The organism is Paenarthrobacter sp. OM7 (assembly GCF_029873575.1).
Taxonomy (GTDB): Bacteria; Actinomycetota; Actinomycetes; order Actinomycetales; family Micrococcaceae; genus Arthrobacter.
In genome coordinates, this window is sequence record NZ_CP123579.1 from 2,830,046 (window position 1) to 2,856,469 (window position 26,424).

Annotated in this window: 29 protein-coding genes; 5 read left to right on the forward strand and 24 right to left on the reverse strand. The window is 63.6% G+C overall.

The genetic code is table 11. The features are described from left to right. Nucleotides 1-12 precede the first annotated feature (12 nt). The 3 genes from QEH68_RS13045 to QEH68_RS13055 form a co-directional block, all read right to left on the reverse strand. Nucleotides 13-1,062, reverse strand: a complete 1,050-nt coding sequence (locus tag QEH68_RS13045) for an aquaporin (RefSeq protein ID WP_242703333.1) — start codon at nt 1,060-1,062, stop codon at nt 13-15. 87 nt (nt 1,063-1,149) lie between these two features. Beyond that, entirely contained in the window at nt 1,150-1,500 is a 351-nt protein-coding gene (locus QEH68_RS13050) for a DUF202 domain-containing protein (protein WP_242703334.1), read from the reverse strand. A gap of 13 nt (nt 1,501-1,513) precedes the next feature. After that, on the reverse strand, nt 1,514-1,870 hold the full coding sequence (locus QEH68_RS13055) for a DUF202 domain-containing protein (protein ID WP_207593876.1): 357 nt from the start codon (nt 1,868-1,870) through the stop codon (nt 1,514-1,516). Nucleotides 1,871-1,952: 82 nt separating this feature from the next. On the opposite strand from QEH68_RS13055, the gene QEH68_RS13060 reads away from it, so the two are divergent. Then, nucleotides 1,953-3,023, forward strand: a complete 1,071-nt coding sequence (locus QEH68_RS13060; RefSeq protein ID WP_280623069.1) for an ADP-ribosylglycohydrolase family protein — start codon at nt 1,953-1,955, stop codon at nt 3,021-3,023. Between the two features lie 6 nt (nt 3,024-3,029). Here the strand turns inward: QEH68_RS13060 and QEH68_RS13065 are convergent, their stop codons facing one another. From QEH68_RS13065 to QEH68_RS13085, 5 genes are all read right to left on the reverse strand, one after another. Continuing rightward, nucleotides 3,030-3,593: a DUF4395 domain-containing protein gene (locus QEH68_RS13065; RefSeq protein WP_280623070.1), complete on the reverse strand. Its 564-nt coding sequence runs from the start codon at nt 3,591-3,593 to the stop codon at nt 3,030-3,032. A 66-nt stretch (nt 3,594-3,659) separates the two neighbouring features. Beyond that, nucleotides 3,660-4,670, reverse strand: coding sequence for an exonuclease domain-containing protein (locus QEH68_RS13070; protein WP_207593879.1), 1,011 nt, complete (start codon nt 4,668-4,670; stop codon nt 3,660-3,662). A gap of 95 nt (nt 4,671-4,765) precedes the next feature. Next, on the reverse strand, nt 4,766-5,452 hold the full coding sequence (locus QEH68_RS13075) for a hypothetical protein (protein ID WP_207593880.1): 687 nt from the start codon (nt 5,450-5,452) through the stop codon (nt 4,766-4,768). Further along, nucleotides 5,449-6,381, reverse strand: coding sequence for an ABC transporter ATP-binding protein (locus tag QEH68_RS13080; protein WP_280623071.1), 933 nt, complete (start codon nt 6,379-6,381; stop codon nt 5,449-5,451). Before QEH68_RS13080 ends, QEH68_RS13075 begins: the two co-directional genes overlap by 4 nt. Beyond that, complete coding sequence (locus QEH68_RS13085; RefSeq protein ID WP_207593882.1) at nt 6,378-6,779, reverse strand: GntR family transcriptional regulator; 402 nt, start codon at nt 6,777-6,779, stop codon at nt 6,378-6,380. The genes QEH68_RS13080 and QEH68_RS13085 overlap by 4 nt, the downstream gene beginning before the upstream one ends. A gap of 131 nt (nt 6,780-6,910) precedes the next feature. On the opposite strand from QEH68_RS13085, the gene QEH68_RS13090 reads away from it, so the two are divergent. Further along, a complete protein-coding gene (locus QEH68_RS13090; protein WP_280628012.1) occupies nt 6,911-7,672 on the forward strand; it encodes a VTT domain-containing protein in 762 nt (253 codons plus the stop codon). Nucleotides 7,673-7,738: 66 nt separating this feature from the next. Here QEH68_RS13090 and rdgB read toward each other — a convergent pair whose 3' ends face one another. The 6 genes from rdgB to clpS form a co-directional block, all read right to left on the reverse strand. Beyond that, complete coding sequence (gene rdgB, locus QEH68_RS13095) at nt 7,739-8,401, reverse strand: RdgB/HAM1 family non-canonical purine NTP pyrophosphatase (RefSeq protein WP_280623072.1); 663 nt, start codon at nt 8,399-8,401, stop codon at nt 7,739-7,741. Then, nucleotides 8,398-9,156: a ribonuclease PH gene (gene rph, locus QEH68_RS13100; RefSeq protein WP_011775233.1), complete on the reverse strand. Its 759-nt coding sequence runs from the start codon at nt 9,154-9,156 to the stop codon at nt 8,398-8,400. The genes rdgB and rph overlap by 4 nt, the downstream gene beginning before the upstream one ends. Nucleotides 9,157-9,204: 48 nt before the next feature. Continuing rightward, a complete protein-coding gene (locus QEH68_RS13105) occupies nt 9,205-10,002 on the reverse strand; it encodes an MBL fold metallo-hydrolase (protein WP_207593884.1) in 798 nt (265 codons plus the stop codon). Beyond that, nucleotides 9,999-11,069, reverse strand: coding sequence for a glutamate racemase (murI, locus tag QEH68_RS13110; RefSeq protein WP_280623073.1), 1,071 nt, complete (start codon nt 11,067-11,069; stop codon nt 9,999-10,001). Before murI ends, QEH68_RS13105 begins: the two co-directional genes overlap by 4 nt. A gap of 64 nt (nt 11,070-11,133) precedes the next feature. Next, nucleotides 11,134-11,700 carry a DUF2017 domain-containing protein gene (locus QEH68_RS13115; RefSeq protein WP_207593886.1) on the reverse strand — a complete coding sequence of 189 codons (567 nt, stop codon included), beginning with the start codon at nt 11,698-11,700 and terminating at the stop codon, nt 11,134-11,136. Next, nucleotides 11,693-12,055 (reverse strand): ATP-dependent Clp protease adapter ClpS, encoded by a 363-nt coding sequence (gene clpS, locus QEH68_RS13120; protein WP_026540162.1) that lies wholly within the window; start codon nt 12,053-12,055, stop codon nt 11,693-11,695. The genes QEH68_RS13115 and clpS overlap by 8 nt, the downstream gene beginning before the upstream one ends. 37 nt (nt 12,056-12,092) lie before the next feature. Between clpS and QEH68_RS13125 the strand changes: the two genes are divergently transcribed. Together QEH68_RS13125 and QEH68_RS13130 are read left to right on the forward strand one after the other, a co-directional pair. Continuing rightward, nucleotides 12,093-13,421 carry a nicotinate phosphoribosyltransferase gene (locus tag QEH68_RS13125; RefSeq protein WP_207593888.1) on the forward strand — a complete coding sequence of 443 codons (1,329 nt, stop codon included), beginning with the start codon at nt 12,093-12,095 and terminating at the stop codon, nt 13,419-13,421. After that, nucleotides 13,421-14,047, forward strand: a complete 627-nt coding sequence (locus QEH68_RS13130; protein WP_207593889.1) for an isochorismatase family protein — start codon at nt 13,421-13,423, stop codon at nt 14,045-14,047. Before QEH68_RS13125 ends, QEH68_RS13130 begins: the two co-directional genes overlap by 1 nt. 84 nt (nt 14,048-14,131) lie before the next feature. Here QEH68_RS13130 and QEH68_RS13135 read toward each other — a convergent pair whose 3' ends face one another. The 8 genes from QEH68_RS13135 to QEH68_RS13170 form a co-directional block, all read right to left on the reverse strand. Continuing rightward, on the reverse strand, nt 14,132-15,907 hold the full coding sequence (locus QEH68_RS13135; protein ID WP_089595518.1) for a DEAD/DEAH box helicase: 1,776 nt from the start codon (nt 15,905-15,907) through the stop codon (nt 14,132-14,134). 109 nt (nt 15,908-16,016) lie between these two features. Continuing rightward, nucleotides 16,017-16,355 carry a DUF3039 domain-containing protein gene (locus tag QEH68_RS13140; protein WP_089595519.1) on the reverse strand — a complete coding sequence of 113 codons (339 nt, stop codon included), beginning with the start codon at nt 16,353-16,355 and terminating at the stop codon, nt 16,017-16,019. A gap of 8 nt (nt 16,356-16,363) precedes the next feature. After that, a complete protein-coding gene (gene nagB / locus QEH68_RS13145) occupies nt 16,364-17,146 on the reverse strand; it encodes a glucosamine-6-phosphate deaminase (protein ID WP_089595520.1) in 783 nt (260 codons plus the stop codon). An 87-nt stretch (nt 17,147-17,233) separates the two neighbouring features. Beyond that, the gene (locus QEH68_RS13150; protein WP_280623074.1) at nt 17,234-18,805 is read right to left on the reverse strand and encodes a transporter; all 1,572 of its coding nucleotides are present in this window, start codon (nt 18,803-18,805) and stop codon (nt 17,234-17,236) included. Next, entirely contained in the window at nt 18,787-19,680 is an 894-nt protein-coding gene (locus QEH68_RS13155; protein WP_280623075.1) for an ABC transporter ATP-binding protein, read from the reverse strand. The genes QEH68_RS13150 and QEH68_RS13155 overlap by 19 nt, the downstream gene beginning before the upstream one ends. A gap of 41 nt (nt 19,681-19,721) precedes the next feature. After that, complete coding sequence (locus QEH68_RS13160; RefSeq protein ID WP_280623076.1) at nt 19,722-20,822, reverse strand: NADH:flavin oxidoreductase/NADH oxidase; 1,101 nt, start codon at nt 20,820-20,822, stop codon at nt 19,722-19,724. Further along, a complete protein-coding gene (locus QEH68_RS13165) occupies nt 20,822-21,835 on the reverse strand; it encodes a tetratricopeptide repeat protein (RefSeq protein WP_280623077.1) in 1,014 nt (337 codons plus the stop codon). The genes QEH68_RS13160 and QEH68_RS13165 overlap by 1 nt, the downstream gene beginning before the upstream one ends. A 37-nt stretch (nt 21,836-21,872) precedes the next feature. Then, the gene (locus tag QEH68_RS13170; RefSeq protein ID WP_207593894.1) at nt 21,873-23,630 is read right to left on the reverse strand and encodes a hypothetical protein; all 1,758 of its coding nucleotides are present in this window, start codon (nt 23,628-23,630) and stop codon (nt 21,873-21,875) included. 202 nt (nt 23,631-23,832) lie between these two features. Here QEH68_RS13170 and QEH68_RS13175 point away from each other — a divergent pair, with 202 nt between their 5' ends. Next, the gene (locus tag QEH68_RS13175; protein WP_280623078.1) at nt 23,833-25,125 is read left to right on the forward strand and encodes an AI-2E family transporter; all 1,293 of its coding nucleotides are present in this window, start codon (nt 23,833-23,835) and stop codon (nt 25,123-25,125) included. 134 nt (nt 25,126-25,259) lie between these two features. Here the strand turns inward: QEH68_RS13175 and QEH68_RS13180 are convergent, their stop codons facing one another. Further along, the gene (locus QEH68_RS13180) at nt 25,260-26,054 is read right to left on the reverse strand and encodes an alpha/beta hydrolase (protein ID WP_280623079.1); all 795 of its coding nucleotides are present in this window, start codon (nt 26,052-26,054) and stop codon (nt 25,260-25,262) included. Between the two features lie 18 nt (nt 26,055-26,072). Then, nucleotides 26,073-26,417, reverse strand: coding sequence for an ATP/GTP-binding protein (locus QEH68_RS13185; protein ID WP_207593897.1), 345 nt, complete (start codon nt 26,415-26,417; stop codon nt 26,073-26,075). Nucleotides 26,418-26,424: the final 7 nt, after the last annotated feature.

Sequence of the window (26,424 nt, forward strand, 5' to 3'; positions counted from 1 at the left end):
CCTGTCTGGTTGCTAGCCCTTTTTGCCGTCGAAGAAGTCGCGGGCGTCATCGTCGGCGGCCGCAGCAGGTGCTGGTGCAGGGTTGACGGTGTCCTTCTTCGCAGAAGCCTGCTGCTCCTTGGCGCCACTGGTTCCGGCGCCGACCTCAGTGAGGTCGTGATCGGCGTCGAAGGCAGCATTGACGTCGTCATCATGGGCGGCCTGGAAGTCCGCCGACCCGGCACCGTTGCCTTCCGCAAGACCCTGGAAGCCACGGAAGACCAGCCCGGCCAGCGCAGCGCCCAACAGCGGTGCCACCCAGAAGAGCCACAGTCCTTCGATGGCCCAGGAAGAGCTGAAGAATGCCTGTGCCGTTGCCCGCGCAGGGTTGAAGGGAAGGTTGCCCAGAACCTGGCCGAACTGAAGCAGCACAACCATGGCCAGGCCCACAGCGAAGGGAGCCAGGGCGGGAACCGCCCTGCGGCCGGCCGTCGCCCCCAGGAAGACTGCAACGAGCAGGGCAGCACCAAGGATTTCAACCATCAGGACACCAGCCATCTGCGTTTGGGCTGCAGCATGTTCACCGTAGCCCGGCGCCACAACGTCAAAGGCCGCGCGGGCGTCCTTCAGCACGGGGACTGTGGTAACCACAAAGTAGATCAGCGCGGCACCAACAACGCTGCCGATGAGCTGCGCCGCCAGGTAGGCCACGGCGGCTACTGCCCGGATCCGACCGGCAATCAGGTTGCCCAGGGTGATGGCCGGGTTGAAGTGCCCACCGGACACATGCCCGAACGCCAGCATGGCCACTGTCACGGTGAGCCCGGCGGCGAGGGCCACGGGTACGGGCGCCCCGCTGGGGTTGGAGAAAATCCCGACACCCACCGCCACGACCACAATGAACATCGATCCCAAAGCTTCAGCCGACAACCGGGCAGTGAGCCCCGGCTGGTGTTCGGGTGTGGCCTGTACAGGAGAGGTCATGTCGAAGGTGTCCTTACGGTTGATCTGGATGCTGGCCTTGCTGGCCCCGCAGCGTGCTGCAGGCTCTGATGTACTGCTGACGGCTGCCCGGAGCGTCAAGGGCGTTGGCAAGCCTGGCCGGAAGCCGATGGCCCTTGAGCATTGTCCCAGCCGAGTCTGGGCAGTTGCTGAATCCCGCCTCCGAGCTTATCCGCCCAAGGCTATGGCCGCGATCGCCGTACCGCCAAGGCCCATCACGGCCACGGTGCTGACCAGTACCAGCCGCGCGGAAGCAGCGTTGGTTCCGGCCTGGAGCTGGCGTGAGCGAACCCACACCGCCGAGGCCAGGACGATGGTGGCGGCGGCCGCCACGAGGGCGCAGATGCCTTGGTAGTCAAGTCCCGGGAGCCCGGCGGCGGCGCTGGCGGTGGATGGCTCGGACGTCAGCCAACTCCGCCAAATGAACAGGTCAACGACCACCAACGAAATCAAGGTCCTGCGCCAGGCCAGGGTTGTTCGCTCCGGTTGGAGACCGGGATCGCGGACTTCCACACTCACAAGATGTCCTTATTCACCGGGCAACCAGGATCAGCACCGCGAAGGCGAAGGCTGCCAAAGCCACCACGATGGTCATGAACATCATCACGCGGGAGAACGGAAGGGCTTGGTCGTTGCGCATTGCCGCTTCCATCTGCCCCCACCTGCGGTAGGACAAGGCGGCCAAACCCGCTCCAACCAGCGCCAGCAAGACGCAGAGGACCAGTCGAACGGGGGTCGGCGCGATGTTGGGAGCCAACTGGTCAACAGCCACCGCCCCGGCAAGCAGGGCCAGGGAGGTGCGGATCCACGCAAGGAAGGTACGTTCGTTGGCAAGCGAGAACCTATAATCAGGTGTCTTGCCGGTCCGTCGCCAAGCAGGTTCACGCACGCAGTCTCTCCAGGGTTTCATCGGTGCCGGGCAGCTTCCCCACCATACCAGCGGGCGTTCGCGGGCACGGTAAGTTACTGGCATGAGTGTTGAACCTTCTTCCCCTGTTGCGCCATCCTTCGAATCCCGTGTCCACGGCTCACTTTTGGGTGGAGCACTGGGCGATTCCCTTGGTTACGCCGTGGAGTTCGATTCCATCGCAGCGATCCGCGCGCACTATGGTGCTGCCGGGCTGACCGGGTTTGGCCAGCTCGGGGACGCGAGCCACTTTTCAGACGACACCCAGATGACGCTGTACACCGTTGACGGTCTGGTGGAAGCTCTCGAATGGGCGAACGACGGTGTGGCAGCTGACGAGATCGCCTGCCTGTGGCTCGCCTACCTGCGGTGGCTCAAAACCCAGGACGTCGCTGTCGCCTCTTCCGCCCCTGTACCCCAGCCCCGGTGGATCGACGCCCAGGAAGTGCTCCGGCACCGCAGGGCACCGGGAAACGCGTGCCTGAGCGGCCTGGCAACCGGTCAGATGGGCACGGTCGCTCGCCCGGTCAATCCCGACTCCAAGGGATGCGGTACGGTGATGCGCTCGGCTCCCTTCGGACTGATTCCGCACATCTCACGGGAGGCCGTCTACAAGCTGAGCTCCGATGCCGCGTCCCTGACGCATGGGCACCCTTCGGCCCGCCTCAGTGCGGCGGCTTTCAGTTTGCTGATCCATCACATCGTGGCCGGACACGACGTCCGCAGCGCTGCCAACGAGGCACTCGCCTACGTGAACGGTGTTCCCACCAAGGCCCCGGAACTCGGCGAAAGGCTGGAAGCCGCCTTGCAGTTGTCTCAGCAGTCCAACGCCCTGAGCCCTGAAGACCTGACCGCAGCGCTCGGCGAGGGCTGGATCGCAGAGGAGGCACTCGCCGTCGGGCTCTACTCCGTTTTGGCCACGAGCGGCAGTTCGCCGGCGGACCATTTCCGCAACGCGATCGCAGTTGCCGTCAACCACAGCGGCGACAGTGACTCCACTGGATCCATCGCCGGCAACATCCTGGGTGCCTTCTACGGTGAAGAATGCCTCCCAGGCGCCTGGCTGGAGGCTTTGGAAGCACCCGAGGTCATCCGCGGCATGGCGGGAAGGCTCCTCGCCGTCACCACTGGCTGACGGGTACTACGTGGTGCTGCGCAGCGTGATGTTGTTGCAGGCCTCGCAAATTTCGGCCGGAATGAGGCCACGGCGCTGCAGTAAGCCGAAGATCGCGCAGCCGAGGCAAAATCCGACGAACGCTTCCAAGGACGCCGCTACGATCAGAAGCGCCAGAAGGAGCCACGCGGCCGGCTGGTAGCCGATGAAGAAGAGAACGACGGCGGCACTCGTCAAAGCGGCACCGATGCCTTGCGCGAAACGCTTGGGCGGACCGGCCACCAGCTTGGCGTGTCCGATCCGTGGTGCCAGAACCTTGACAGACAGCAGCGCCAACGGAGAGATCCGGGGACCAAACAGGACGCGGAGCCAGAAGCCGGCGGCAATAATCACCAAACCCCAGCCCCAGCCGGTCAGCAGGGTTGCGACGGCCAGGACCACTACCAACCCGGCCGTGATGCGGGCGGCGTATTCGTTCACGGGGTTGGGAAACGCGAAAACAGCCCGCCAAGCAACCGCAGGGCGCGCAGGACGATCATGAACATCGGCTTGCTGGCGAACCGGTGCTGGAGGAAGTGCGGGCTTGGCCATGCCCCAAGGCTAGGAGCGCATCTCCCCCAGCGGGAAGCATTGTTGCGCAGTATGACCCTTTGCGGGTCAGGCACCGCCCACCATTTGCAGGAACTCGCCCTCGGACACAACCTCGATCTGCTGGCCTTTGGCATGCAGTTCCAGGACCCGCTTGGCTTTGCCAGTGAGTCGTCCGGCGCGAAGGTCGCCTGCCACAAAGCCATCGCCAACTATGAGCACGGTGGTCCTTGCCGTCACCCGGCTTTCGGGGCGTGCTCCCATGTCCGCGGCCCGCGATTTGGCTTCCGGCCGCGTGATCGCGAGATCACCTGTGAAAACCACTGTCTGCCCGAACAAAGGATGCCCCGGCTCCGCGGCGGGATTGGGCAGGGGGTTGGGCCCTTCCTCAGGCCAGGCCGACCATCCACTGGGGCCGCCAACGGCTCGTTCCAGGGCACCCTCTGCCGCACCTCGCGTTGTGGCCGCGAGCGCGGAGAGGGTCGCTTTGGAAAGGCCCTGCGCTGGGTCGAACGCCGGCTGCTGGGGGAGGTTAAGACCCAGGGAAAGGTAGAGCTCGGCGATGCTGTTGGCGTTGTTCCGCCGGGCGATGTCCACCAGGATACCGGCGCAGGCCCGGGCGTCCTCGGCGGCATCGTGATGGTTGACCAGGGGCACGCCGGCCTCCTCCGCGGCATACGGTAAGGAGTTTGACACCAGCGAGTAGCAGCGCCGGGACAGCATCACCGTGCAGACGTAGTCATAGGCCGGTCCGGCCAGGCCTGATACTTCAAGACCGGAACGTATGACCCCGAGGTCGAAGGCTGCGTTGTGCGCGGCCAGGACGTCACCACCTATGAAGGCGCCGATTTCCGGGAAGAGTTCACCGAACCGCGGGCGGCCGGCAACGTCCTCGGCGCGGATGCCGTGGATGCGGGTGTTGTGGAACTCGAAGTGGTCGTGGTTCTCCGGTGGGCGCATCAGCCAGGACGCTTCCTCCACTACAACCCCGCCACGGACTTTGCTGAGGCCTACCGAACAGGGCGATCCCCGGAAGCCGTTGGCTGTTTCAAAGTCGATCGCCGTAAAGTCCAATGCCACTGGACAAGGTTACAGCCGAAAAAGGCCGCCCTTCCCGATTTCCGCGGTGGGGCGGCCCTTCCGGCCTGCATTGTGGTCAACGCTACATTCGGTGCCTACGGAGTGGCCCTGCGCAGGGTTGTGTAGGAACCTGCCGCGAGGACGACGCACAGGAGCGCAGCCCATCCGCTGATGGTGAGCGGCGTCTGCTGGGCGAACCAGTTTCCTATCACTCCCCACCACTGAAGCAAGGTGGACAAGGCGGCTATACCAATCAGGACCAGCCCGGTTCCGAGGGTTGAGATCAAGGTCCCGGTTGTCCCCCAGCGCTTGAAGATGGTGGCGAACCAGAATCCGATGATGAACATGAACATCATCACTATGAAGAAGAACGCTGCGGTGGAGTACCACGGCCCGTCCGTAACCCACGGGATCTTGAAGAAGTATCCGTACACACCCCAACCGTTGGTGGCCGCTTCAATGACGCCGCCCAGAAGGTACAGCCCTGTCATCCCGAGGGCAATGAGGGAAAAGAGCCCCAACGTTCCCAGGTAGAAGGCCTTGCGGCTGATGCTCAGGCCCTGGGAGAAGGGGAACACCAAGGTCATGCTTTGGATCCCCAGGACCAGGAAGTACCACAGCGGGGCCTGGCTTCCCCCGCCGTACTTGCCTTCCTGGACCGGGATCAGGGCAAAGATGGCCAGCGACATCAGGAAGGAGGCCGCAAGGATCGTCAGCGGCCAGCCGATATACGTCCACTTATTGATCAGCTGCATCCGGGCAACTGCTGCTGTCCTGCTCATCGCCTTGCCTCCATCGTGTTATCGGCGAAGTCTGCACTGCCTGTTCCTGTTGCTCCCGCCCCGGCCATGGTCTTGCGGACCACCAGTTGCTGCAGGGAAACGGGCGACAGTTCCAGGCCCAACTCCTGCGCTTCGGTTCGCTCGCGGCTGCTGAGGGCCTCATCCACCGTCACGGAAGCCAGGGACCCCAGCGTCTCGCGGTGCAGGATCCTGCGGCCGGCCAAAAATGCGTCCACCTTGTCCGCGGATCCCGAAACGGTGACGGCCGAACCACGGATCTCGTCGGCATCTGCGTCCATGATGATCCGGCCCCGGTCGATGACCACCACATGCTCCAGCAGGTTGGCCACCTCGTCGATCAGGTGGGAGGACAGGATGATGGTGCGCGGGTGCTCTGCGTAGTCCTCCACCAGGCGGTCGTAGAACAACTGGCGGGCGACGGCGTCGAGCCCCAGGTATGGCTCGTCGAAGAACGTCAGTTCCGCGCGCGATGCCAGGCCTATGATGACGCCGACGGCGGACAACTGACCCCGCGAGAGCTTCTTGATCCGACGCTTGACGGGAAGTTGGAAGTCCCCGGCCAACCGGTCGGCGAAGTCCTGGTCCCAGTTCTTGTAAAACAGGGCTGCGGATCGGAAGGCGTGCTGGGGCTGGAAGTCATCCGGATATTTCTGTGACTCCCGGATGAAACAGAGCCGGGACAGCACGGCATCGTTCTCATACGCGCTGGCCCCAAAGACCAACGCTTCGCCTGAGGTCGCGAAAGCCTGGGCGGTGAGGATGGACATCAATGTGGTCTTGCCCGCGCCGTTGCGTCCGAGCAATCCGTAGATGCGGTTTGCGGAGAGTCGGAGGTTGACGTTGTCCAGCGCGTTGAGGTCTTTGTAGTGCTTGATCAGGTTACGGGCCTCGACGATGGTGTCGTTCACAGGGCCGCGCTCCTTTCCTTGTCTGTCCCGGATTCCGGGGCAAGCCCGGAACTGCGTTCAATCATGGTGTTCAGCTGCTCCGCCGAAATGCCCAACTTCCGGGCTTCCAGCACCAGCGGCTTGACGTACTGCTCCACAAACTCTTCGGTGCGGCGCGCGATCAACTGGGCGCGGGCTCCCGTGGCAACAAACATCCCTATCCCCCTGCGTTTGTAGAGAATTCCTGAATCCACCAGCACATTGACACCCTTGGCAGCGGTAGCCGGGTTGATGCGATGGAAAGCGGCAAACTCATTGGTGGAGGGCACCTGGGATTCCTCGGCCATGGTGCCGTCCACGATTCCGTTCTCGATGAGTTCGGCGATCTGCAGGAAGATCGGCTTGGTGTCATCGATCACGAGCACCTCCGCCTCACTGGTTCATTACTCATGTAACTAACCATACAAGCAGCGAAGCAAGAGTCAAGGGTTCTCCCCCGAAAATCACGACGACGGCCGTCAAGTAGGCTTGATGGGTGATCTTTTCTGCGATAAACGACCTTGCCGTATCCACTTTCGGGGGCGCGGGACCGGTTCAGCCCTCCATGGCTTCGTTCCTGCCGGACTGGTTGAACCCCGACGTGTTCCTCCGCGACTCACCGCTGGGACCGTGGGTGGTCCTCCTGGTCTGCGCCATTGTTTTTGCAGAAACAGGCCTCCTGGTGGGCTTCTTTCTGCCGGGTGATTCGATGCTGTTCACGGCGGGACTGCTGGTCTCCACCGGCGCCGTCGAATTCAACCTGTGGGCCATGTGCGGCATGATCATCGTTGCTGCCATCATTGGCAACCAGACCGGCTATCTCATTGGATCGAAGGCCGGCCCGGCCATCTTCAACAAGCCGGATTCACGGCTTTTCAAGAAGGAAAATGTGGAGAGCGCCCATGCGTTCTTCGAAAAGCACGGTGGCAAGGCGCTGATCCTCGCGCGCTTCGTTCCCATCATCCGCACTTTCGTGCCGGTGATCGTGGGCGTTGCACAGATGGATAAGCGCAAGTTCTTCCTCTTCAACGTCATCGGTGCCGTCCTCTGGGGCGGCGGCGTTACACTGCTCGGCGCATGGCTTGGCCAGTTCGAGTGGGTCGGAAACAACATCGACATCATCTTCATTGTCATCGTCCTGATCTCGGTCATCCCGATCTTCATTGAAATCGGGCGTGGATTCGTGGCCAAGCGCAAGGCGGCAGCAGCAGGCACCGACCCCGTGGAAGAGTTCATCGAGGAACACGAGGGCGGCAAGCACGGCGAGCACTGAGGCTCACCGCTCAAGTACTGCAAAAGGCACCCCGCATCGCGGGGTGCCTTTTGCGTCAGGAAAACACTAGTTTGAGCCGGACTCGGACAACGCCTCCACAATTGCGGGAAGCAAAGCACGGAATGCCTGTCCGCGGTGGCTGATGGCGTTCTTCTCCCCAGAGCTCAGCTCGGCACAGCTGCGGTCCATCCCGGCCGGCTGCAGTACGGGGTCGTAGCCGAAGCCGCCTTCGCCGCGGGGTTCACGAAGGAGCGTGCCCTCCAGCTGGCCATACTCCACGGTCTCGCGGGCGATGCCATCGGGACCCGGCACAGCCAAAGCGGCAGCACAGACGAAGGCCGCTCCCCTGAACGAATCAGGAACATCGGAGAGCTGGGCCAGGAGCAGGTTCAGGTTGGCGGCATCGTCCCCGTGGGTTCCGGACCATCGGGCCGAGAAAATACCGGGAGCGCCGCCCAGGACAGCAACAGCCAGCCCGGAATCATCGGCAATGGCTATCAGACCTGTCGCCTCAGCCACGGCCCGGGCCTTGAGGAGTGAGTTCTCGGCAAACGTGACGCCGGTTTCCGCAACATCCGGGGCACCAGCCGCAGCAGCGTCCACCACCTGGGTATCGACGTCGAGCCCTGGAACCTGGCCCCTCAGCAGTTCGCGGAGTTCCTTCAGCTTGCCCTTGTTGTGGGTTGCCAGGACAAGCCGGGGCTCCGCCGAGGACCCTGTGGCGCTCACGGGGCCTCAGCCAGGGTTTCGCGCTGGATGGCGGACAGTTGCGTGGTGCCCAGCAAGGCGAGGTCAAGCAATGCGTTGAGCTCGTCGCGATCGAAGGGAGCACCTTCAGCCGTACCCTGGACTTCAACGAACTTCCCTGATCCGGTGACCACCACGTTCATGTCGGTCTCAGCGCGGACGTCCTCCACATAGGGCAGGTCAAGCATGGGAACGCCGTCGATGATCCCCACGGACACAGCTGCAATAGTGTCCACCAGCGGCTCGGCGTTGCGGGCGATGAGCTTGTTCTCGCGGGCGAAACGTATGGCTTCTGCGAGGGCAACGTAGGCGCCGGTGATCGCAGCGGTGCGGGTTCCACCGTCGGCCTGCAGGACGTCACAGTCCAGGACGATGGTGTTTTCGCCGAGCGCCTTGGTGTCAATGATGGAGCGAAGGGAACGGCCGATCAGGCGTGAAATCTCATGGGTGCGTCCGCCGATCTTGCCCTTGACGGACTCACGGTCCGAGCGGGTGTTCGTGGCACGGGGAAGCATGGCGTACTCTGCGGTGACCCAGCCGCGGCCTTCACCCTTGAGCCAACGCGGCACGCCCTCCGTCAGCGAAGCTGTGCACAGGACCCGGGTGTTGCCGAACTCGATCAGTGCCGAACCTTCGGCCTGCTTGGACCAGCCGCGGGTGATGCTGATGGGACGCAGTTGGTCAGGTGTCCGGCCATCGGCGCGGATGACGGGTGTGGCTGTAGCTTCAGAAGTCATGGTTCAAGCTTAGCCAAGCCGGGGACACCTCCCGACGCCGCTCACGTGCTAGATCGTGTAGTGGACTCCAGCGACGGCGACGGCCACGTCACCGGCAAACACGGGTTTTGCTTCGGACAGCACTTTAGTTTGGGACGTCCACACGGGAATGTGGGTGAGAAGCAGCCTCTTGGCGGCCGCGTTGGTTGCTGCCTCGCCTGCCCGCTTGCCGGTGAGGTGGACGTCCTTGATGTCGTCGTCCCGGCCTTCCTCGAACGCTGCTTCACACAGGAACAGATCCGAGCCTTGGGCAGCATCTTCCAGCCCCTGGCACGAGTCGGTGTCACCGGAGTACGTCAGGATTTTGGTCACGGAGACGCCGTCCTTGCCAGGTTCGGTGGCCGTCACGCGCAACGCGTACGCCTCTTCCACCGGATGGTTGACGGCATACGGTGTCACCGTGAAAGGACCCACAGTGACAGGCCGGCGCTCGGCCCAGTGAGTGAAGTCGAATTCCTCATGCATGCCGGGATCCAGGTCCAGGCCATATGCCGTAGCCATCCGGTCCGCCGTAGCAGCAGGCCCCCACACCGGCAACCGGTCCCGTCCCCATCCGCCGGGCTTCCACCGGACAGCTACGTGGAGTCCGCAAAGGTCCATGCAATGGTCCGGATGAAGGTGGGTGAGGAATATCGCGTCGATGTCCTCAAGGTCGGTGTACCGCTGGATCGCTCCCAGTGCTCCACTGCCGAGGTCCATGACGATCTTCCACTCGCGTTCGCCGTCGTGCGCCGTCACCAAATAGCACGACGCCGGCGAGCCGGGACCGGGGAAGGAACCAGTGCAGCCCACGATGGTCAGCTTCACAGTCCACGCCCCAGGGGTGTGCTTGCAGTGCCGTTAAGGGCGCGGTCCGGTTGTACGAAATACGAGCGACGGGACAACCCTGTCCCTGACCGTGCGGCTTCCAGCATCTCGGGCGTGATGCGGGCCAGGCTGCCTGTGGGGTACTGCGCCGCTACATGGTCCACATGCTTCACGGAGAGCACTTCCGGCCCCAGGAAACGCCGGGCCAATGTCTCGAATTGGGCGGCATCCCCGGTGGCAATGAACTCGTGGCTCGGCGTGGTGGACTCCGTGCGCTGGATGCCATGGGTAGCCAAGGCGCGATAAACGTCCTTGGCGGTCTCCTCGGCGCTGGAGACCAAGGTGACGTCCTCACCCATCACATAGGAGATGACACCGGTCAGCAGCGGGTAGTGGGTACATCCCAGAACCACGGTGTCCACGCCGGCGTCCTTGAGCGGTTCCAAGTATTCGTTGGCGGCGGCGAGCAGGTCAGGGCCGGTGGTGATCCCGGCCTCCACAAAGTTCACGAACGCCGGGCATGCCACTGAAGTGATGGTGAGGTCCGGGGCTGCAGCAAAAGTGTCCTCGTAGGCACGCGATCCCACGGTGGCCGAGGTTCCGATGACACCGATCCGGCCTGAACGCGTAGCCGAGACAGCCCGCCGTACTGCAGGCTGGATCACCTCGATGACCGGAATGCCATAGCGGGCCGTGTAGCGTTCCCGCGCGTCCCGCAGCACCGCCGCCGATGCTGAATTGCACGCGATGGTCAGCAACTTCACACCCGAGTCCACCAATTCATCCATGACGCCCAGGGCGTTGGCACGCACCTCGGCGATGGGAAGTGGACCATAGGGTCCGTTGGCCGTGTCACCGACGTAAAGGATCGATTCATTGGGGAGCTGATCGATGATGGACCGCGCGACGGTCAACCCGCCCACTCCTGAGTCGAAAATGCCGATCGGGCGCGTCCCGACAAGTTCCCCCGTAGTGATGGGGGCGTCACTGCCCAGGGCGCCGTTTGGTGAACCCGATGCTGAAGTCATAATTATTCGAGAATAAGGCTTCCCTTGGTGTGCGGCCATTACCTGTGGCCTCCGCCTCGTGTCTGATGTGTCACAAGGCGGGAGCAAGGCCCGGCCGTCCGGATCAGGATTTCGCCTGCCTTGCAGCCATCATGGCCTGCACCAGGGACTCCTGCAGCCACGTAGTGAAGTTGTAGACCAAGGCCAAGTAGCTCTCGACGTCCTCGGCCTGGCTCCAGTCCTGCATGCTGTGGATGTGTTCCGCGTCCGCTTCGTCCCGAATGTCCAGGCGTTCGGCCAGGACCAGGCGGACATCGTTCAACGCCATGGACCATCGGGTGGCGTCTTCCGGGGTCAGGACCAGCTCGTCTCTGTCCAGCCCCATGGCCGCGGCCCTGAGGGCGCCGATCTTGTTCTCCCGCACAGAGCGTTCGGTGAGTTGCCGGAACTCCAGCGAGCCGCCGTCGTCGTCCTTCATGACGTTGGGCAGAAGCCGCAGCAGGGCGCGGTCGCTGGGCTGTTTGACGTCCATGTCCAGCCCGATAAGTGCCGCCAACGGGTCTTCGTTCTGGCGTACGTCCTGCTCCAGCATGGAAATGACGTCGTCCAGCAATCCGCGCAGGAGGTCCCGCTCGGCGGGCTCGAGGAATCCGGTGATGCCCTTGAGCCCGTACTTGAATGCCTTAGCCACGCTGTCGGCCGCCCTTTCCGGGTGTTTCGTTGCCGCTCGCAGCCTTCTCCACCGTGGCCCACAGACCAAAACCGTGCATGGCCACCGCGTGCTGCTCCACTTGTTCCTTGCTGCCGTGGGCCACGATGGACCGGCCCTTCTTGTGGACCTCCATCATGAGCTTGTGGGCTTTGGACTCGGAATAGCCGAAGTAACTCTGGAAAACAAAGCTCACGTAGCTCATCAGATTCACGGGATCATTCCAGATCACAAGGTTCCACGGGATATCAGGGGCTGTCAGGACATCGGTGGCGGACTGCTCTGCAGCTTTGGTCCGCTCATCAATGTCCGTGCCATACGCAACGCTAGGGCTCATCTGTCCATTCTATGGCGGCTCGCACTAGAGTGAATTCGTGAGTAGAGCCACGTCCTGGGATCATCCCGCAACTTCCTTGTACACAGACCACTACGAACTGACGATGCTTCAGGCCGCTTTGCATTCAGGCGCCGCGCATCGCCGTTCAGTCTTCGAAGCCTTCGCCCGGCGGCTGCCGGACGGACGGCGCTATGGCGTGGTGGGCGGCACCGGCCGCCTGCTGGAGGGGATCGCCGACTTCCGCTTCGGCGACGCCGAGCTCGCATTCCTTGAGCAGAACAAGGTGGTCAACCAGGAAACCCTGGACTATCTGGCCGACTACAAGTTCAGCGGCGACATCTGGGGTTACGCCGAAGGTGACGCCTACTTCCCCAACTCCCCCATCCTGATCGTGGAATCCACCTTCGCAGAAGCCTGCATCCTGGAGACCTACATCCTGTCCGTCCTCAACCACGACAGCGCCATTGCATCCGCCGCTTCACGCATGACCTCGGCTGCGGGCACCCGCCCGTGCATCGAGATGGGCTCCCGGCGGACCCAGGAGGAATCGGCGACGGCGGCCGCCCGCGCCGCTGTGATAGCCGGCTTCGCCAGCACCTCCAACCTGGAAGCCGGGCGACGCTACGGCATCAAGACCGTGGGTACCGCGGCGCACTCCTTCACCCTCCTGCACGACACCGAGCGGGAGGCCTTCGAAGCGCAGATTGCGGCTTTCGGCCCCGGGACCTCATTGTTGGTGGACACCTACGACGTCGAGGCAGCGGTCCGCACTGCGGTGGAACTCGCCGGCGACAAACTCGGCGCCGTGCGCCTGGACTCGGGTGACCTGATTGCACAGGCCCAGTGGGTACGGCAGTTGCTCGACGACCTCGGCAACGTCAACACCAGGATCGTGGTGACTTCGGACCTCGACGAGTTCGCCATAGCCGCACTGCAGTCCGCCCCAGTGGACTCCTACGGCGTCGGCACCTCGTTGGTGACAGGCTCCGGCGCCCCCACGGCCAGCATGGTCTACAAGCTGGTCAGCCGCACCAACGATTCCGGTGATTTCATCTCCGTGGCCAAGGCGGCCAAGAACAAAACCAGCGTGGGCGGACGTAAATACGCCCTCCGCAAGCTCAATGAGCGAGGCCGCGCCACCCAGGAGGTCGTCGGCATCGGACACCGCCCCGAAGACGACGGCAACGACCGCGTGCTGCTTCACCAATTTGTCAAGAACGGCGAGGTATTGCCGGGCTGGACCGGCCCGGAGGGCGTCATTCGTGCCAAGGAACAGCACGCCGCCACCATGGCCGAACTGCCCGCCGTCGTGAACCGCCTCCAGCGCGGCGAGGCCGCCATCCCCACCGTCTACGAGGAGAACTGATGTCCCGCGCCCTGATCATCGTCGATGTCCAGAACGACTTCTGCGAGGGCGGCACGCTGGCCGTCGAAGGCGGTGCCGCCGTCGCCGGAGCCATCACCGAATACGTGGACGCCAACCAGCAGCACTTCGACCACATCGTGGCCACCCAGGATTGGCATATTGAACCGGGCGACCACTTCTCCGATGACCCCGACATGGTGGAGTCCTGGCCTCCGCACTGCCGTGCCCGGACCAAAGGTGCGGAGCTTCACGAAGACCTGGACCCCGAGTACATCCAGGCCTATTTCCGCAAAGGGCAGTACACGGCGGCCTACTCCGGCTTTGAAGGTGTCCTCGCCCCCGAAGACGACGTTCCTACCGGAGACCTGAAAGCCGGGGCGGCCGTTGCCGAAGTCCTCGACGAGGATGCCATCGGCCTCGATGACTGGCTGCAAAGCCACGACGTCGAAGACGTGGTGGTGGTGGGCCTTGCCACCGACTACTGCGTCAAGTCAACAGCGCTCGACGCTGTGCAGGCCGGCTACAACACCACCGTCATCGCCGGGCTTACCGCCGGAATAGCCGACGACCTCACCGAGGCGCTGGACGAAATGGAAGCAGCCGGCGTCGACGTCGAACGTGACTGAAACTGACCTCACAGCGTGACAGCAGAAAGCCAGGGGGCGCCGCAACCGCGGCGCCCCCTGGCTTTTCTGCAGATGATGGTCCGCCTATTTCCTGCCGATGAACCAATCCTGGAGCTTGCGCAGGCGGGCCTGCAACTGCTCCTCATTGGCCTGCGCCACCGCCGGGCCACCACACACCTCACGAAGTTTGGTGTGCACTACTCCGTGCGGGGTCCCGGTACGGGCAGCCCACGCAGCGACGTTCTTGGCCAACTCGTTCCGGAGATCCATGAGCATCCGGTGGTCAGGCACAGCGGGTGCAGCCGCAGCCGCCAGCGGTGACTGGCGTTTCTTACGCGACTGCTGATCGTGCTGGCGTTGACGCAGAAGTGTTCCCACTTGCTCGGCGTCGAGGAGCCCGGGAATACCCAGGAAGTCCAATTCATCATCGGAACCGATATCCGCTCCAGTGCCGAACTCGCCGCCATCGAAGAGGACGCGGTCAAACGACGCCTGGGAGTCCAGTGCTTCGAACTTGCCCTTGGTGAGCTCGTCTGATGCTTTGTCCTCACGGTTGGCCTCGGCCATGAGGTTCTCTTCGGGATTGAAGAGACCGTCCTCGTCCTTCTCCGGGCGGTCCAAAGCGTGATCACGCTCTGCCTCCATGGTGTTGGCGAGGATCATCAGCGGCGGCACGGACGGAAGGAAAACCGACGCCGTCTCGCCCCTCTTGCGGGCACGCACAAAACGTCCCACGGCCTGCGCGAAGAACAACGGCGTGGAGGTGGAGGTGGCGTAGACGCCGACCGACAGGCGCGGGACGTCAACGCCTTCGGACACCATGCGGACGGCCACCATCCAGCGCTGTTCTCCTGCGGAGAATTCCTCGATCTTGCTGGAGGCTTTGGAGTCATCCGAGAGAATCACCGTGGGCGACTGACCCGTGATTTTCTTGAGTTGGCCCGCGTAGGCGCGTGCGTCGTCGTGGTCCGTCGCGATGACCAGGCCGCCGGCGTCCGGCACCGTCCGCCTGACTTCGCTGAGGCGTTTGTCAGCAGCAGCCAGGACGGCGGGGATCCATTCACCGGTAGGGTTCAACGCCGTGCGCCATGCCTGCGACGTGATGTCCTTGGTGACCGCCGCTTCACCCAGCGAGGCCGCCATTTCGTCGCCGGCACTGGTGCGCCACCGCATCTGGCCCGAGTAGGCCATGAAGAGCACGGGGCGGACCACGTGGTCCCGCAGGGCATTGCCGTAGCCGTAGGTGTAATCGGCCTTGGAACGCCGGATGCCGTCCCTGTCCTCAGCGTATTCAACAAACGGAATGGGTGAGGTATCCGAGCGGAACGGAGTACCTGTCAGTGACAGGCGCCTTGCGGCCGGATCAAATGCCTCACGGAGGCCGTCGCCCCAAGAGAGCGCTTCACCGCCGTGGTGGATCTCGTCCAGGATCACCAACGTGCGCGCCGCTTCAGTCTTGGCCCGGTGCAGCATGGGCTTGCTCGCCACTTGCGCGTACGTGACGGCCACGCCAACGAAACCGCGACCGTGCTGGCCGTCGGAGTTCTTGAAGTTGGGATCGATCGCAATGCCCACCTTGGCGGCGGCATCAGCCCACTGCCGCTTCAAATGGTCCGTCGGGGCAACGATCGTGATCCGGTTGACCACGCCGCTGTCCAGCAGTGTGGTGGCAATGCGCAACGCGAAGGTGGTCTTACCGGCACCGGGCGTCGCCACGGCGAGGAAGTCCTTGGGGTTCCGGGTCATGTAGAGGTCAAGGGCCTCCTGCTGCCAGGCACGGAGCTTGGGCGCAGTTCCCCAGGCGGCCCGTTCCGGGTACGCCGGAGGAAGGGATGGACCGCCGAAAAGTGTTTCTGTCATGCTGGCTCCCCCGGCCTGATGGCAAAGACCATTACCTCCAGCCCGGCGGGAACGCCGGGCTGGAGGACACGGTAACGATCAGAAGGGACCTGTGTTCGCTTCCCACCCACTACTTGGAGTTGCCCGGGCCGCCGTTTTTTCCACCGTCGTTGCCGGGGCGGAGACCTTCATAGATTTCCTTGCACTCCGGGCAGACCGGGAACTTCTGGGGGTCCCGTCCGGGCGTCCAAACCTTGCCGCACAAGGCAATGACCGGCTCGCCGGTCAACGCCGACTCCATGATCTTTTCCTTGCGGACATAGTGGGAAAAACGCTCGCGGTCGCCGGGTTCCACTTCCTGGCGCGTTTCCTCGCGCTCAATGGTGGCAGTGGACGTTCCGGCTCCGGAAAGCTCGCGCATGGGGTCGTTTTCGAATGGATCCGGAGGAAGCGTAGTCATGCCAAACATCTTACCGTCTAGATCCCCTGCCACTCCGGCTTGTTGTCGTACGTGTGCCGATAGTAATCAGCCAACTTCAACGATGACGCGGCAGCCTCATCCACCAGGATTGTTGCGTGGGGGTGCATCTGGAGGATGGACGCGGCACAAATCGCGGCCACGGGTCCTTCCACGAAATCACGCACCGCCTGTGCCTTTTGGGCACCGGTTGCGACCAGCACCACATGCCGGGCATCCATAATGGTCCCCAGCCCCTGGGTCACTACGTGGTGGGGAACATCATCGATGCTGTCGAAGAAGCGGGCGTTGTCCTTCCGGGTCTGCTCAATCAGTGTTTTGATCCGGGTCCGGGAGGCCAAGGATGATCCCGGCTCGTTGAAACCGATGTGACCGTCGGTGCCAACGCCCAGGATCTGGAGGTCCACACCCCCAACGGCCTTGATGGCATCCTCGTAGTCCTGGCAGGCTGCCTCCAGATCTTTGGCGGCACCGTCCGGACCGTGCACGTTCTCCGGCTTGATGTTCACCCGGTTGGTGAATTCGCGCCGGATCACCTCGCGATAGGACTCGGGGTGTCCGGCCTCGAGGCCAACATACTCGTCCAACGCGAACCCGTGAGCCTGGCTGAAGTCCAGCCCTCCGGCATCGTAGCGGCGCGCAAGTTCGTCATAGACAGGCAGCGGTGAGGACCCAGTAGCCAGGCCCAGCACAGCATTCGGCTTACGACGGACCAATGCTTCAATGGCATCGGCTGCAAGCGCACCGATCTGCTTGGTGCCAGGGAGAATGACAACTTCCATCGTCACGGCCTTTCTTGGTAAGGGACTTTGAGCTATCTGACAGAGACGTTATCCCATGTCCCATCTATGGGCATGGTTGTTACGCGGCTAACGGTTCACACTGAGCTGCGCGAACATTTCCGGACCCCGCGCGTCCAACCATTTTCCACCGAGGCGGATGCCCACGATGAAAAGGATGACACCCAGAACAGGACCTGCCACCAAATTGATCCAGCCAGCCTCCGGCCCGCCGGTGAAAGCCTGGACTGCCACCAGCGCAAGTTCCGGAACCAGCAGGAGGGCCAGAAGGCCCATCCCCACCGCTTGGACGGCCAAAGTCTGGGCAACGTTTCCCGGCGGCTTCTTGAACGGGCTGTCGCCCGGCAAGGGAACGGCAATGTTGTAGCGGGCCGAAATGACTGAAGAAAGCCCCAGGCCGGTGAAGAGAGTCCCGAGGGACAATCCCAGGAGGTTGGGCAGCCACTGCCAATCCCCCGTCACGAAGAGCGGCCCCACAGTGAAGAGCAGAACTATCGGAAGCGATATGGCCAGACAGGCCAAAGCCCGCCCCAGCCTGTCGTCGACTCCCCTGACGCCCGACGCGAGGTGGAGGGCAAAAGCAGTGTTGTCGTAAGAGACATCAGCGCAGATGGACCATGCCATAACGAAAGCGGTCAGCGGACCCAGAATCATGAGCAAGCCATAACTGCCGCTCTGTGCGCCGCCGAAGTAGAACAACACAGGAAACATGGGAACAATCACCAGGGAAGCCGCATACCTCGGATCCTTCAACCAGTAGATCAGCGCCCTGGCAGCAACCGCGCCCGCCGGCGTCCCCGGGAGCAGGCCGAACAAGCCCAGCTTTCCGCCCTTCCTTGCAGTGCCTCCCGAGTATGCCGGCGTCACCAGCGCACGCTTCAGGAGCACATGCCAGCAAAGGAGCAGCACGGCAATGGTGGCCGCCGCGATCAGGAACTTCAGTCCAGCCGCAGCGGGATTACCAGAGTCGATGTCGCCGCCAAGGGACCAGGCCGCACCCAGGGGCGTCCACGACACCGTTCGGGCGAGCACCGGAAGGTAGTCGGCGCTCCCGCGGACACCATCCACCAAGCCCACCATCATGGGGCCCAACAGGATTAAGGGGATGAAGACAATGATGCTGCTGACGTCCTTGAAACGCCTCGAAGCCGCCAGGCCGGCTGTCGCCGTCGTGACCACTTTGGACAGCACGATGCACGTCAGCGCACCGAGGACGGCCCCCAGCAGGGCGCCGGTGACCGCCGGAACACTGCGCCACCAGGTTCCGACGGTTCCCAGAGCAGCAATCAAGGTAGCCAGGCCGGGAATGCCAATGAAGCCCGCAAGGGCAAGGCCCGTCAACAGTTGTTTGGAAGGTATGGCGAAGGTGGTGAACCGCGCGGGGTCCAGGGTCATGTCCGCCGCCGAAGCAACAAGCGGGATGATGGCCCACCCAAGGATTGTCGCCGCTCCACCCAATACCACTACGGTGTGGGCGATCTCCGGATCAGCCAACCGCAGTGCTATGAGGCCTCCAACCAGGAGGACCAGCAATCCCAACGCATACAGGAGCCCCAGGGCCATGCCCACCAGCTGCCACGGGCTGCGCTTGAACCCATTAAGGAGCAGGCGCCACTTGAGGCTTAGAAGGTGCGCAACCATTCCAGGCCCTCCGTCCGGTGTCCGCCGCCCACCAACTGGACGAAGCGTTCCTCCAACGTCGAGCCATCGCGGACCTCGTCCACGGAGCCCGCTGCCAGAACGCGTCCACCAGCCACCACTGCAACGTGGCTGCACATGCGCTGCACGAGGTCCATCACATGGCTGGAAACAATAACCGTACCTCCGGAGGCGACGTATCCCTCCAGGATGCCGCGGATGTTGGCAGCCGACACAGGGTCCACCGACTCAAACGGCTCGTCAAGGACAAGGAGACGCGGTGCATGGATGAGAGCGGAGGCCAAGGCGATCTTCTTGGTCATGCCGGCGGAGTAATCCACCACCAGCGAACCGGCGTCGGCTTCAAGGTCAAGGGCCGCCAGCAACTCGGGAACCCGTGCACTAACAACGTCGCGGTCCATGCCGCGAAGGAGACCGGAATACGTCACCAGTTGCTCGCCCGTCAGCCTGTCAAAAAGGCGCACACCATCAGGCAGGACCCCCATGAGCTTCTTGGCCTCCAACGGGCGGGCCCATACGTCGACCCCATGGATCAAGGCTGTGCCAAAATCCGGCCTCAGCAGACCGGTGGCCATGGACAACGTGGTGGTCTTGCCTGCACCGTTGGGACCGACCATCCCGTAAAAGGATCCGGCAGGTACTTCCAGGCTGACCCCATCCACGGCGATCTTGTCACCGAAGCGCTTGGCCAGGCCACGGATGGACAAGGCAGCCCGGGGCGCTGAAGCATTAGGCGCGCCGGAGGCCTGGGTTGCGGGGGTCTGTCCAGGGACCTGTGGCGGTGCGGGGAATTGTGGAGTCGGGGCATCCTGAGGTGGAGCGGACGTGGGCGTGGGTTCATGGCGTGGTTCCGTCATGTGACCAGCCTAACCTCGTCGCAGCGGAGCCGGATCCGGTTCTAGAAGCCGTGGCGGGGGACGGCCCGCTGGTATTGCGGAACCCAGGGGATGTCATGGCCGAGTTCGTACGCAGCCCTCAGCCACCAATGGGGATCGCGCAGGGCCGCCCGTGCCATGAACACGGCATCCGCCCTGCCGTTGGCAACGATGTCCTCGGCCTGTGCAGCACTGGTGAGGAGCCCCACCGCACCAGTGGGGACACCGGCGTCGCGCCTTATCTGTTCGGCGAACCCGGCCTGGTAGCCAGGCACGGCCCTGATTTTCTGGTGCGCCACAGCGCCGCCGGAAGAGACATCCACGAGGTCGACGCCGCGACCGGCAGCAGCGCGGGCCAGGCGGACTGATGCCTCAGCGTCCACTCCCCCGTCAGCCCAATCGGTAGCGGAGATCCTCAACAGGAGCGGCATGGAGTCCGGGATGACGTCGCGGACCGCGTCCACCACAGTGAGCATGAGCTTGTTCCGCCCCTCCTCGTTTCCACCCCACCTGTCCGTCCGGGTGTTGATGAGGGGGCTTTGGAACTGGTGCAACAGATATCCGTGGGCGCCGTGGATCTCCACGGTGTCGAAACCGGCAGCAACGGCCCGTGAGGCCGCGGCGGCAAAGTCGTCCACCACGGCAAGGATGTCCTCTTCGCTCATGGCAGCCGGCGCGGCATAGCCGTCAAACGGCTGGGTGGCAGGTCCAACGGTGCCCCACCCGCCGTCGGACGACGGCACGGAACCTGACTGATGAGCGAACGGCCAGTACGTCGAAGCCTTGCGCCCTGCATGGGCCAGCTGCGCGCCGATCCGGCACTCCACTGCGCCATGCCGGTGGACAAAATCGACAATGCGTTCCCAGCCCGCAGCCTGCTCATCGGAGTAAAGTCCGGCGTCCAACGGGCTGATCCTGCCCACAGCGTTCACCGCCGCGGCCTCACTCATGATCAAGGCGGCTCCACCTGCGGCGAAAGAACCGAGGTGCATCAAATGCCAGTCGTTGGGGACGCCTTCTCCGGTCCCGGGATGACAGCTGTACTGGCACATGGGCGAGACCCATCCCCGGTGCGGGATGGTCAGTGAACGCAGTTGCAGCGGGGAAAACAGCGCGGAAGGCACTAGAAAAGAACCCTCGCGAGTCCCTGACGGGCCTTGGCTACCCTCTCGTCCGATGTTCCGACGACCTCGAAAAGCTCGAGGAGCCGTACGCGCGCGGTCTCGCGTTCAGGACCGAAATTCCTGCCGATGAACGTAATGATGCGGCTGAAGGCGTCCTCGATGTGTCCCCCGGAAACGTCAAGGTCTGCAACGCCCAACTGGGCGTCAAGGTTGTCCGGTTCCCGGGCGGCAAGGTCACGGAGGCTCTCTGCCTCCGGAGCGGAAAGGTTCTCCAACCGGGCCATGAGTTCAACCTGGGCAAGTCCGGCTTTGGCGTCAGCGTCGGCCGGCTGTTCAAGGAGGGCTTGCTTGTAGGACGCAGCTGCTCCGGCGTAGTCACCGGCCTCGATCGCGTCGATGGCGGCCTGGTGCAGGGGCGGGAGGGGCTCAGGCCCGGCGTCTTCACCCTGGGCTGCGGCGTCCCCGATGCTACCGGTGACCCCGTTGGCGGCAGCTACCTTGAGGAGTTCGTCCACCAGGTCCTTGATCTGCGCGTCATCGGCAGGACCTTGGAAAAGAGGAACCGGCTGGCCTTTCACCACGGCCACCGCCGTGGGGACAGCCTGCACCTGGAAAGCCTGGGCCAGCTGCGGGAAGGCGTCGACGTCGGCCGCGGCAAGAACCAACCGCCCGGCGTAACTCGCCACCACGCGCTCAGCGGAGTCAAGGACAGCGGGTGATTCCGGTGCATAGCGCGACCAGAGAAGGAAGAGAACAGGAACCTGCGCAGACAGCTGCACCAGATCCTGGAAGTTTGTTTCGGTGGCATCCACGCGAAGGGGTGCCCTGCCGGCGCCACCATTGGTTTCATCACCGTTGGGGGTGCCGCCGTCGCGCGCAGCACCGTCCGCGGAAGCGGAGGCTGGCGGCGCGGGAGGTGCGGCCGGGCGGCGCAGTGACGAGAGGTCAACGGCGCCGCGAAGGTTGAGCTGGCTGGCAGCGGCTGGAGTGGGTCGGTATCCGGGCGAACTCATACCATCCACTCTAGCCGCTGCCCTGCAGCGGAATTGCCTATTTGAAGCTTGCCCCTACCAAGCCACGGGTGGCAGCTACGAGCTTCATGGGGTCGGCAGATCCTGCCGGCGGAATGTACACCGCCACGGACTCGGCGAAGTTCAGCACCATGCCGGTAGTAGTCTCCTTACCCCCGGCAAAGACGGCGGAATCGTCTTCAAGCAGGAGTTTGTCTCCTGCCGCCTTGGGCGTGCCCTCGAAGGCGAAGTCCAGGCGACCCACCACCAGCGCACCGCCGTCGGCAGTGCGCAGCACTACGGTCTGGTTGGGCACGGGTGTGTGGGTGAACTTGAAGTTGGCGCTGGTCCCGTTCTTCACGGTGTCTGCCTGGTAGGCAAGGGCACCGGCGATGTACGGGGACGCCTGGCCGTCGGCCAGCTTGCTCCGGTTCGGGGAATCAGGCGTGGTCAGCATTTCAGCCAGAATGCCCAAGGCCTCGTTGCCGCTGTACGCCAAGCCGGTCTTGTCGGCGGCAGGCACAGGTTCGGTTCCTTCACGGGGAACCGGGAACGACGGGAAGTTGGTGCCCGGCTGGAGCGGGGCACTGCCCCAGAGCTTGTAGTTTTCGCGCGGCGAGAGCTGAACCAGCGTCAGGACCTGCGGCACAACGTTGCCCTCGCCCTGGGTCAGGGCAAAGACTGTACGCGGCCACTCGCGCTTGGTGCTGATGACGCTGCTCTGGAGCTTGGTGGCCCGGACGGGCATACGGGCTTCGTAAGCCGACACAGCGGTGCGGACCTTGTAGTTCTGCGTACGGATCTGCAGTTCCATCTTGTCAACGCGGGGAGCCAGCTTGGCTGCATCCTTGGCAGCGTCAGCAGCATCAACCGTGCTGGCAACCTGTTCCAGGATCCGCTGCAACTGGGATTCCAGCAGCACGGGGGTGCCGCCTTCACCTTCGGCAGGAGCTGCGGCAGAAGAGGTGGGGGTCGCCTCAGGCGTGGTGGTTGCCTGGGCGGCGACAGCCGTGCCGCCTACCATGACCGCGGCCAAAGCGGCAGCAATGGCGGTCACCCGGAGCGCAGGGCCCTCGGTCTCCGGACCACGACGACGGCCGGCGTCACCTGACGTCGACTGGACGGGCAGCGTGGTAGTCTCCCCGCCATCATGCGGCTCGTCGTCCTGGCCGTCCTTGCGGCGGTTGGACAGGGCTTTGGCGATGAAGGGCAAAGCCGCTCCCACCAGGATGATGATGATGCCCAGTACGATCAGCGGCACGGCCCAAGGGGTGGTGGCGTTGTTCGGGAAGGTCATGGAAATCGACGACGGCGCAGGCTGGGTTCCGTCTGCGGCTACCAGCAGGGACCACTCGCCATCAGCAGGAGGGTTCCAGGTGTAGTCCAGCTCTCCGCTGGCGTCTTCGGTGCTGACCCACAGATCGGATCCCGCCGGGGAGGGGGCCGTTGCTTCGCCGTCCACCGAGGAGGCTTCCAATGACTTCTGGTCTGCTGACACGCCGGTCAGCGTGGTGTGGGCAGTCCCACCCACCCAGGCTTCAACGTCGTCCGGACGTCCGGTGGCGACCATGAAATTGCCTTCGCCCTGGATCTTGATCTTCACTGGCCCCTCATGAAGGGCAATCAACTTGGGGTCGATCACCGTCAACGGGGCAGCTTTGGTATCGCTGGGAACCGAGGCGGTTACGGTCTCGGAGGGGGCCCAGAAAGTCAGCTGGCCAATGCCGGCCAGCATCGTCAGCAGGCCCAGCAGCACCAGCAAGGCTGCAGTCTTCAAACGCACAGGATCACCTATCATCAGCGGTCGTTGAACTTCAAGGGTAACCGTTTTGTTATCAGAGAGTCAGATCGGGGTGATCTCCCCAACATCGGGAAAACCCCGCCATCGCGCCGCCCCCGCGGCATTCCGAGCTCCTGATAGTGTGGCGATGATCATGATAAACGGGCCTTTCAGCGCCTGAATCAGCCCTTTACCACTAATGAAAAGGCAGCAAAACCGCGTGAAAGACCACTTGGAGCCCCGTCCCACCGATGAGCCCGGGTCAAGTGCGGTGGATGCTTCCTCGGACGGCACCGCCGCAACGGTTCCGGTCCGCACCGGACGCCTCGCCGCCCTCGGGCGCAGGTTGAAGCAGCCCATTCCCGGAGCCCGCAACCGCGTACGGTTCGAAATGCCCCCCGAAGACGAAACAGATGAGGGGGCAGGCAGCCTCCGGCCCGAGGACGACCACGGCTTCGGAGCCCCGGGGCCTCGGATGTCATCCCAGCATCCCCTCTATGTGGGCTTCATGGGGACCGCCGGCGTCGGCATTGCCCTTGCAGTCTTCTACATCGCCAGCAACACCACCCAGCTCATCCTGTGGATCGTCGCCGCACTCTTCATAGCTCTGGGCCTGGACCCCGTAGTCCGCTGGCTGGAGTCCCGAAGGGTCCCCCGGCCCGCCGGCATCCTGATCTCCGTTTCAGCCCTCGTCCTGGCCGTGGCAGGGTTCTTCGCAACCCTGATCCCCACCATCGTTGAACAGGTTTCGGAAATCGTTCGCCAGGCCCCCGAATGGATCCGGGGCTTCCTCGACTCGGACTTCTTCCGCACCGCCGACAGCCAGTTCGGCGTCCGTGACCGGATCACCACCGAGCTGGATAAATTCGTCAAGGATCCCGAGGCCATGGGCGGCATCTTCGGCGGCGTGGTCGGCTTCGGCTCCACTGTTGCCAACGGCCTGTTCGGCTCGCTGATCGTGCTGGTCCTGAGCCTCTACTTCCTGGCGGCCCTGCCGTCCATGAAGAAGTGGGCCTACCGCCTCGCTCCCCGGTCCCGCCGACCCCGTGTTGAAGCTCTTTCAGAGGCGATCACCGATTCCGTGGGCAACTACGTGATCGGCCAGGCCTGCGTTGCTCTCCTGAATGCGATCTTCGCTTTCATTGTGATGACCATCCTGGGCATCCCCTTCAGCGTCCTGCTTGCCTTTGTGGTGGCCCTGCTCGCCTTCATTCCGCTGGTGGGCGGCATGATCGCCGCCGTGGTGGTCATCCTGGTAGCCCTCACCGCCGGGTGGCAGACCGCCGTTGTCTACGCGATCGCCTACTTCGCCTATCTGCAGTTCGAGGCGTACTTCATCTCGCCACGCATCATGCAACGTGCCGTGGCCGTTCCGGGCGCCGTGGCTGTGATCTCGGTGATCGCCGGTGGCAGCCTGCTCGGCGTCCTGGGCGCGCTGATCGCCATTCCCACGGCGGCCGCCATCATGCTGCTCATCAAGGAAGTGTTCATCATCCGCCAAGACCGGCACTGACCTCGTCCCCTGCCTGGTTCTTGTACAGATAATGCCCCCCAACCGCGAGGTTGGGGGGCATTATCCGTACAAGAACTCTTCGCTGCAGCGGCCGGACTCACCGTTCGCTACCGGACTACCCGTTCGCTACCGGACTACCCGTTCGCTACCGGCCCCGCCCACTCGCGGGGCAGTCCGTCAACGCCGGCACCTGCGGGAGTGACGTCGTCGACGATTTCGTTCAAGACCCGCGCCGCGTACTTCTCGCCCACCCACAGGTGCTTGGCGCCATCGACGCCGACAATCCGGGCCTGCGGCACCAAGCTGAACCGCTGTGCTGCTTCGGCAGGCTGCAGGTAGTCATCGTGCTCCGGTACCAGGACCGTGAGCGGCTTGCCGGAGACGGCCCATTCCTTGAGGTGGACATCGGTTGCGCGGTGCAAGGGCGGGGAAAGCAGCACTGCACCTTCGATCTCCGGGGCCACCGGCTCCACAGCGCCATACATCAAGGCAAGTTCGGTGCCGAAGGACCAACCGACGAGCCAACGGTTAGGCAATCCCCTCTCGACAGCAAAGCCAACTGCCGCTTCTACGTCGTAACGCTCTCCGATACCTTCTTCGAAGTGGCCATCGCTGGTACCGCGCGGCGACTGGGTGCCGCGCGTGTTGAACCTGAGCACAGCCACACCGGCCAGCGCCGGGAGCCTGTATGAGGCCTTCCGGTAGACGTGGGAATCCATGAATCCACCGTGCGTGGGCAGCGGGTGGAGGGTAATCAACGTCGCGGTGACCTCCCCTGATTCCGGCAACGCCAGCTCGCCCAGCAGCACCTTGCCGTCCTCTGTGGTGAACTCCACATTCTCGCGGCGGGCGGGAAGGACCGTGGAAGCGCGGATCTCCGAGGGGGCAGCCTGCGGGGTAAACACGAACGAGGCGGGGTCGAAAGTCATGGTTCCCAGCCTAGCGAATCAGCGGTAGCGGTACGTCCTGCCCGTCCAACAATTGGTGTGCCAGTGCCTGCGTTCGGCCAACCCGGCCGCTTGCCCGAACAGGTGGCTGTCGGACCACACCACCAGATGCGCGATGCCGGGAACGATGGCCGTGGAGCATCCGGGGCAGATGTACTGCTTCTCCGCTTTTTTGGCTGTCATGGTCCGGACCATCCAGTCACCATCCGGAGCACTTTCCCGCCGGGCAATTCCACCCCGTGCCCTTTCAAGGTCAAGCTCAGGTACCGGCTCGGCCCATTTGCCGCCGGCATTGCCGGAGCGTGTGCTGGACGCGTTGCGACGAGGGCGGTTGGAGCGGGGCATGCTTCCA

Bases quoted from the DNA above. Each gene is read 5' to 3' on its own strand.
- QEH68_RS13130 (WP_207593889.1), top strand. From the start codon at position 13,421: ATGTCCCGCGCCCTGATCATCGTCGATGTCCAGAACGACTTCTGCGAG.
- QEH68_RS13170 (WP_207593894.1), bottom strand. From the start codon at position 23,630: ATGATAGGTGATCCTGTGCGTTTGAAGACTGCAGCCTTGCTGGTGCTG.
- QEH68_RS13185 (WP_207593897.1), bottom strand. From the start codon at position 26,417: ATGCCCCGCTCCAACCGCCCTCGTCGCAACGCGTCCAGCACACGCTCC.
- QEH68_RS13075 (WP_207593880.1), bottom strand. From the start codon at position 5,452: ATGAGCAGGACAGCAGCAGTTGCCCGGATGCAGCTGATCAATAAGTGG.
- murI (WP_280623073.1), bottom strand. From the start codon at position 11,069: ATGGCCGCACACCAAGGGAAGCCTTATTCTCGAATAATTATGACTTCA.
- QEH68_RS13150 (WP_280623074.1), bottom strand. From the start codon at position 18,805: ATGGTTGCGCACCTTCTAAGCCTCAAGTGGCGCCTGCTCCTTAATGGG.
- QEH68_RS13180 (WP_280623079.1), bottom strand. From the start codon at position 26,054: ATGACTTTCGACCCCGCCTCGTTCGTGTTTACCCCGCAGGCTGCCCCC.
- rph (WP_011775233.1), bottom strand. From the start codon at position 9,156: ATGACTTCTGAAGCTACAGCCACACCCGTCATCCGCGCCGATGGCCGG.
- nagB (WP_089595520.1), bottom strand. From the start codon at position 17,146: ATGGAAGTTGTCATTCTCCCTGGCACCAAGCAGATCGGTGCGCTTGCA.
- clpS (WP_026540162.1), bottom strand. From the start codon at position 12,055: ATGAGCCCTAGCGTTGCGTATGGCACGGACATTGATGAGCGGACCAAA.
- QEH68_RS13140 (WP_089595519.1), bottom strand. From the start codon at position 16,355: ATGTTTGGCATGACTACGCTTCCTCCGGATCCATTCGAAAACGACCCC.
- QEH68_RS13155 (WP_280623075.1), bottom strand. From the start codon at position 19,680: ATGACGGAACCACGCCATGAACCCACGCCCACGTCCGCTCCACCTCAG.
- QEH68_RS13135 (WP_089595518.1), bottom strand. From the start codon at position 15,907: ATGACAGAAACACTTTTCGGCGGTCCATCCCTTCCTCCGGCGTACCCG.
- QEH68_RS13065 (WP_280623070.1), bottom strand. From the start codon at position 3,593: ATGGCCAAGCCCGCACTTCCTCCAGCACCGGTTCGCCAGCAAGCCGAT.
- QEH68_RS13060 (WP_280623069.1), top strand. From the start codon at position 1,953: ATGAGTGTTGAACCTTCTTCCCCTGTTGCGCCATCCTTCGAATCCCGT.
- QEH68_RS13165 (WP_280623077.1), bottom strand. From the start codon at position 21,835: ATGAGTTCGCCCGGATACCGACCCACTCCAGCCGCTGCCAGCCAGCTC.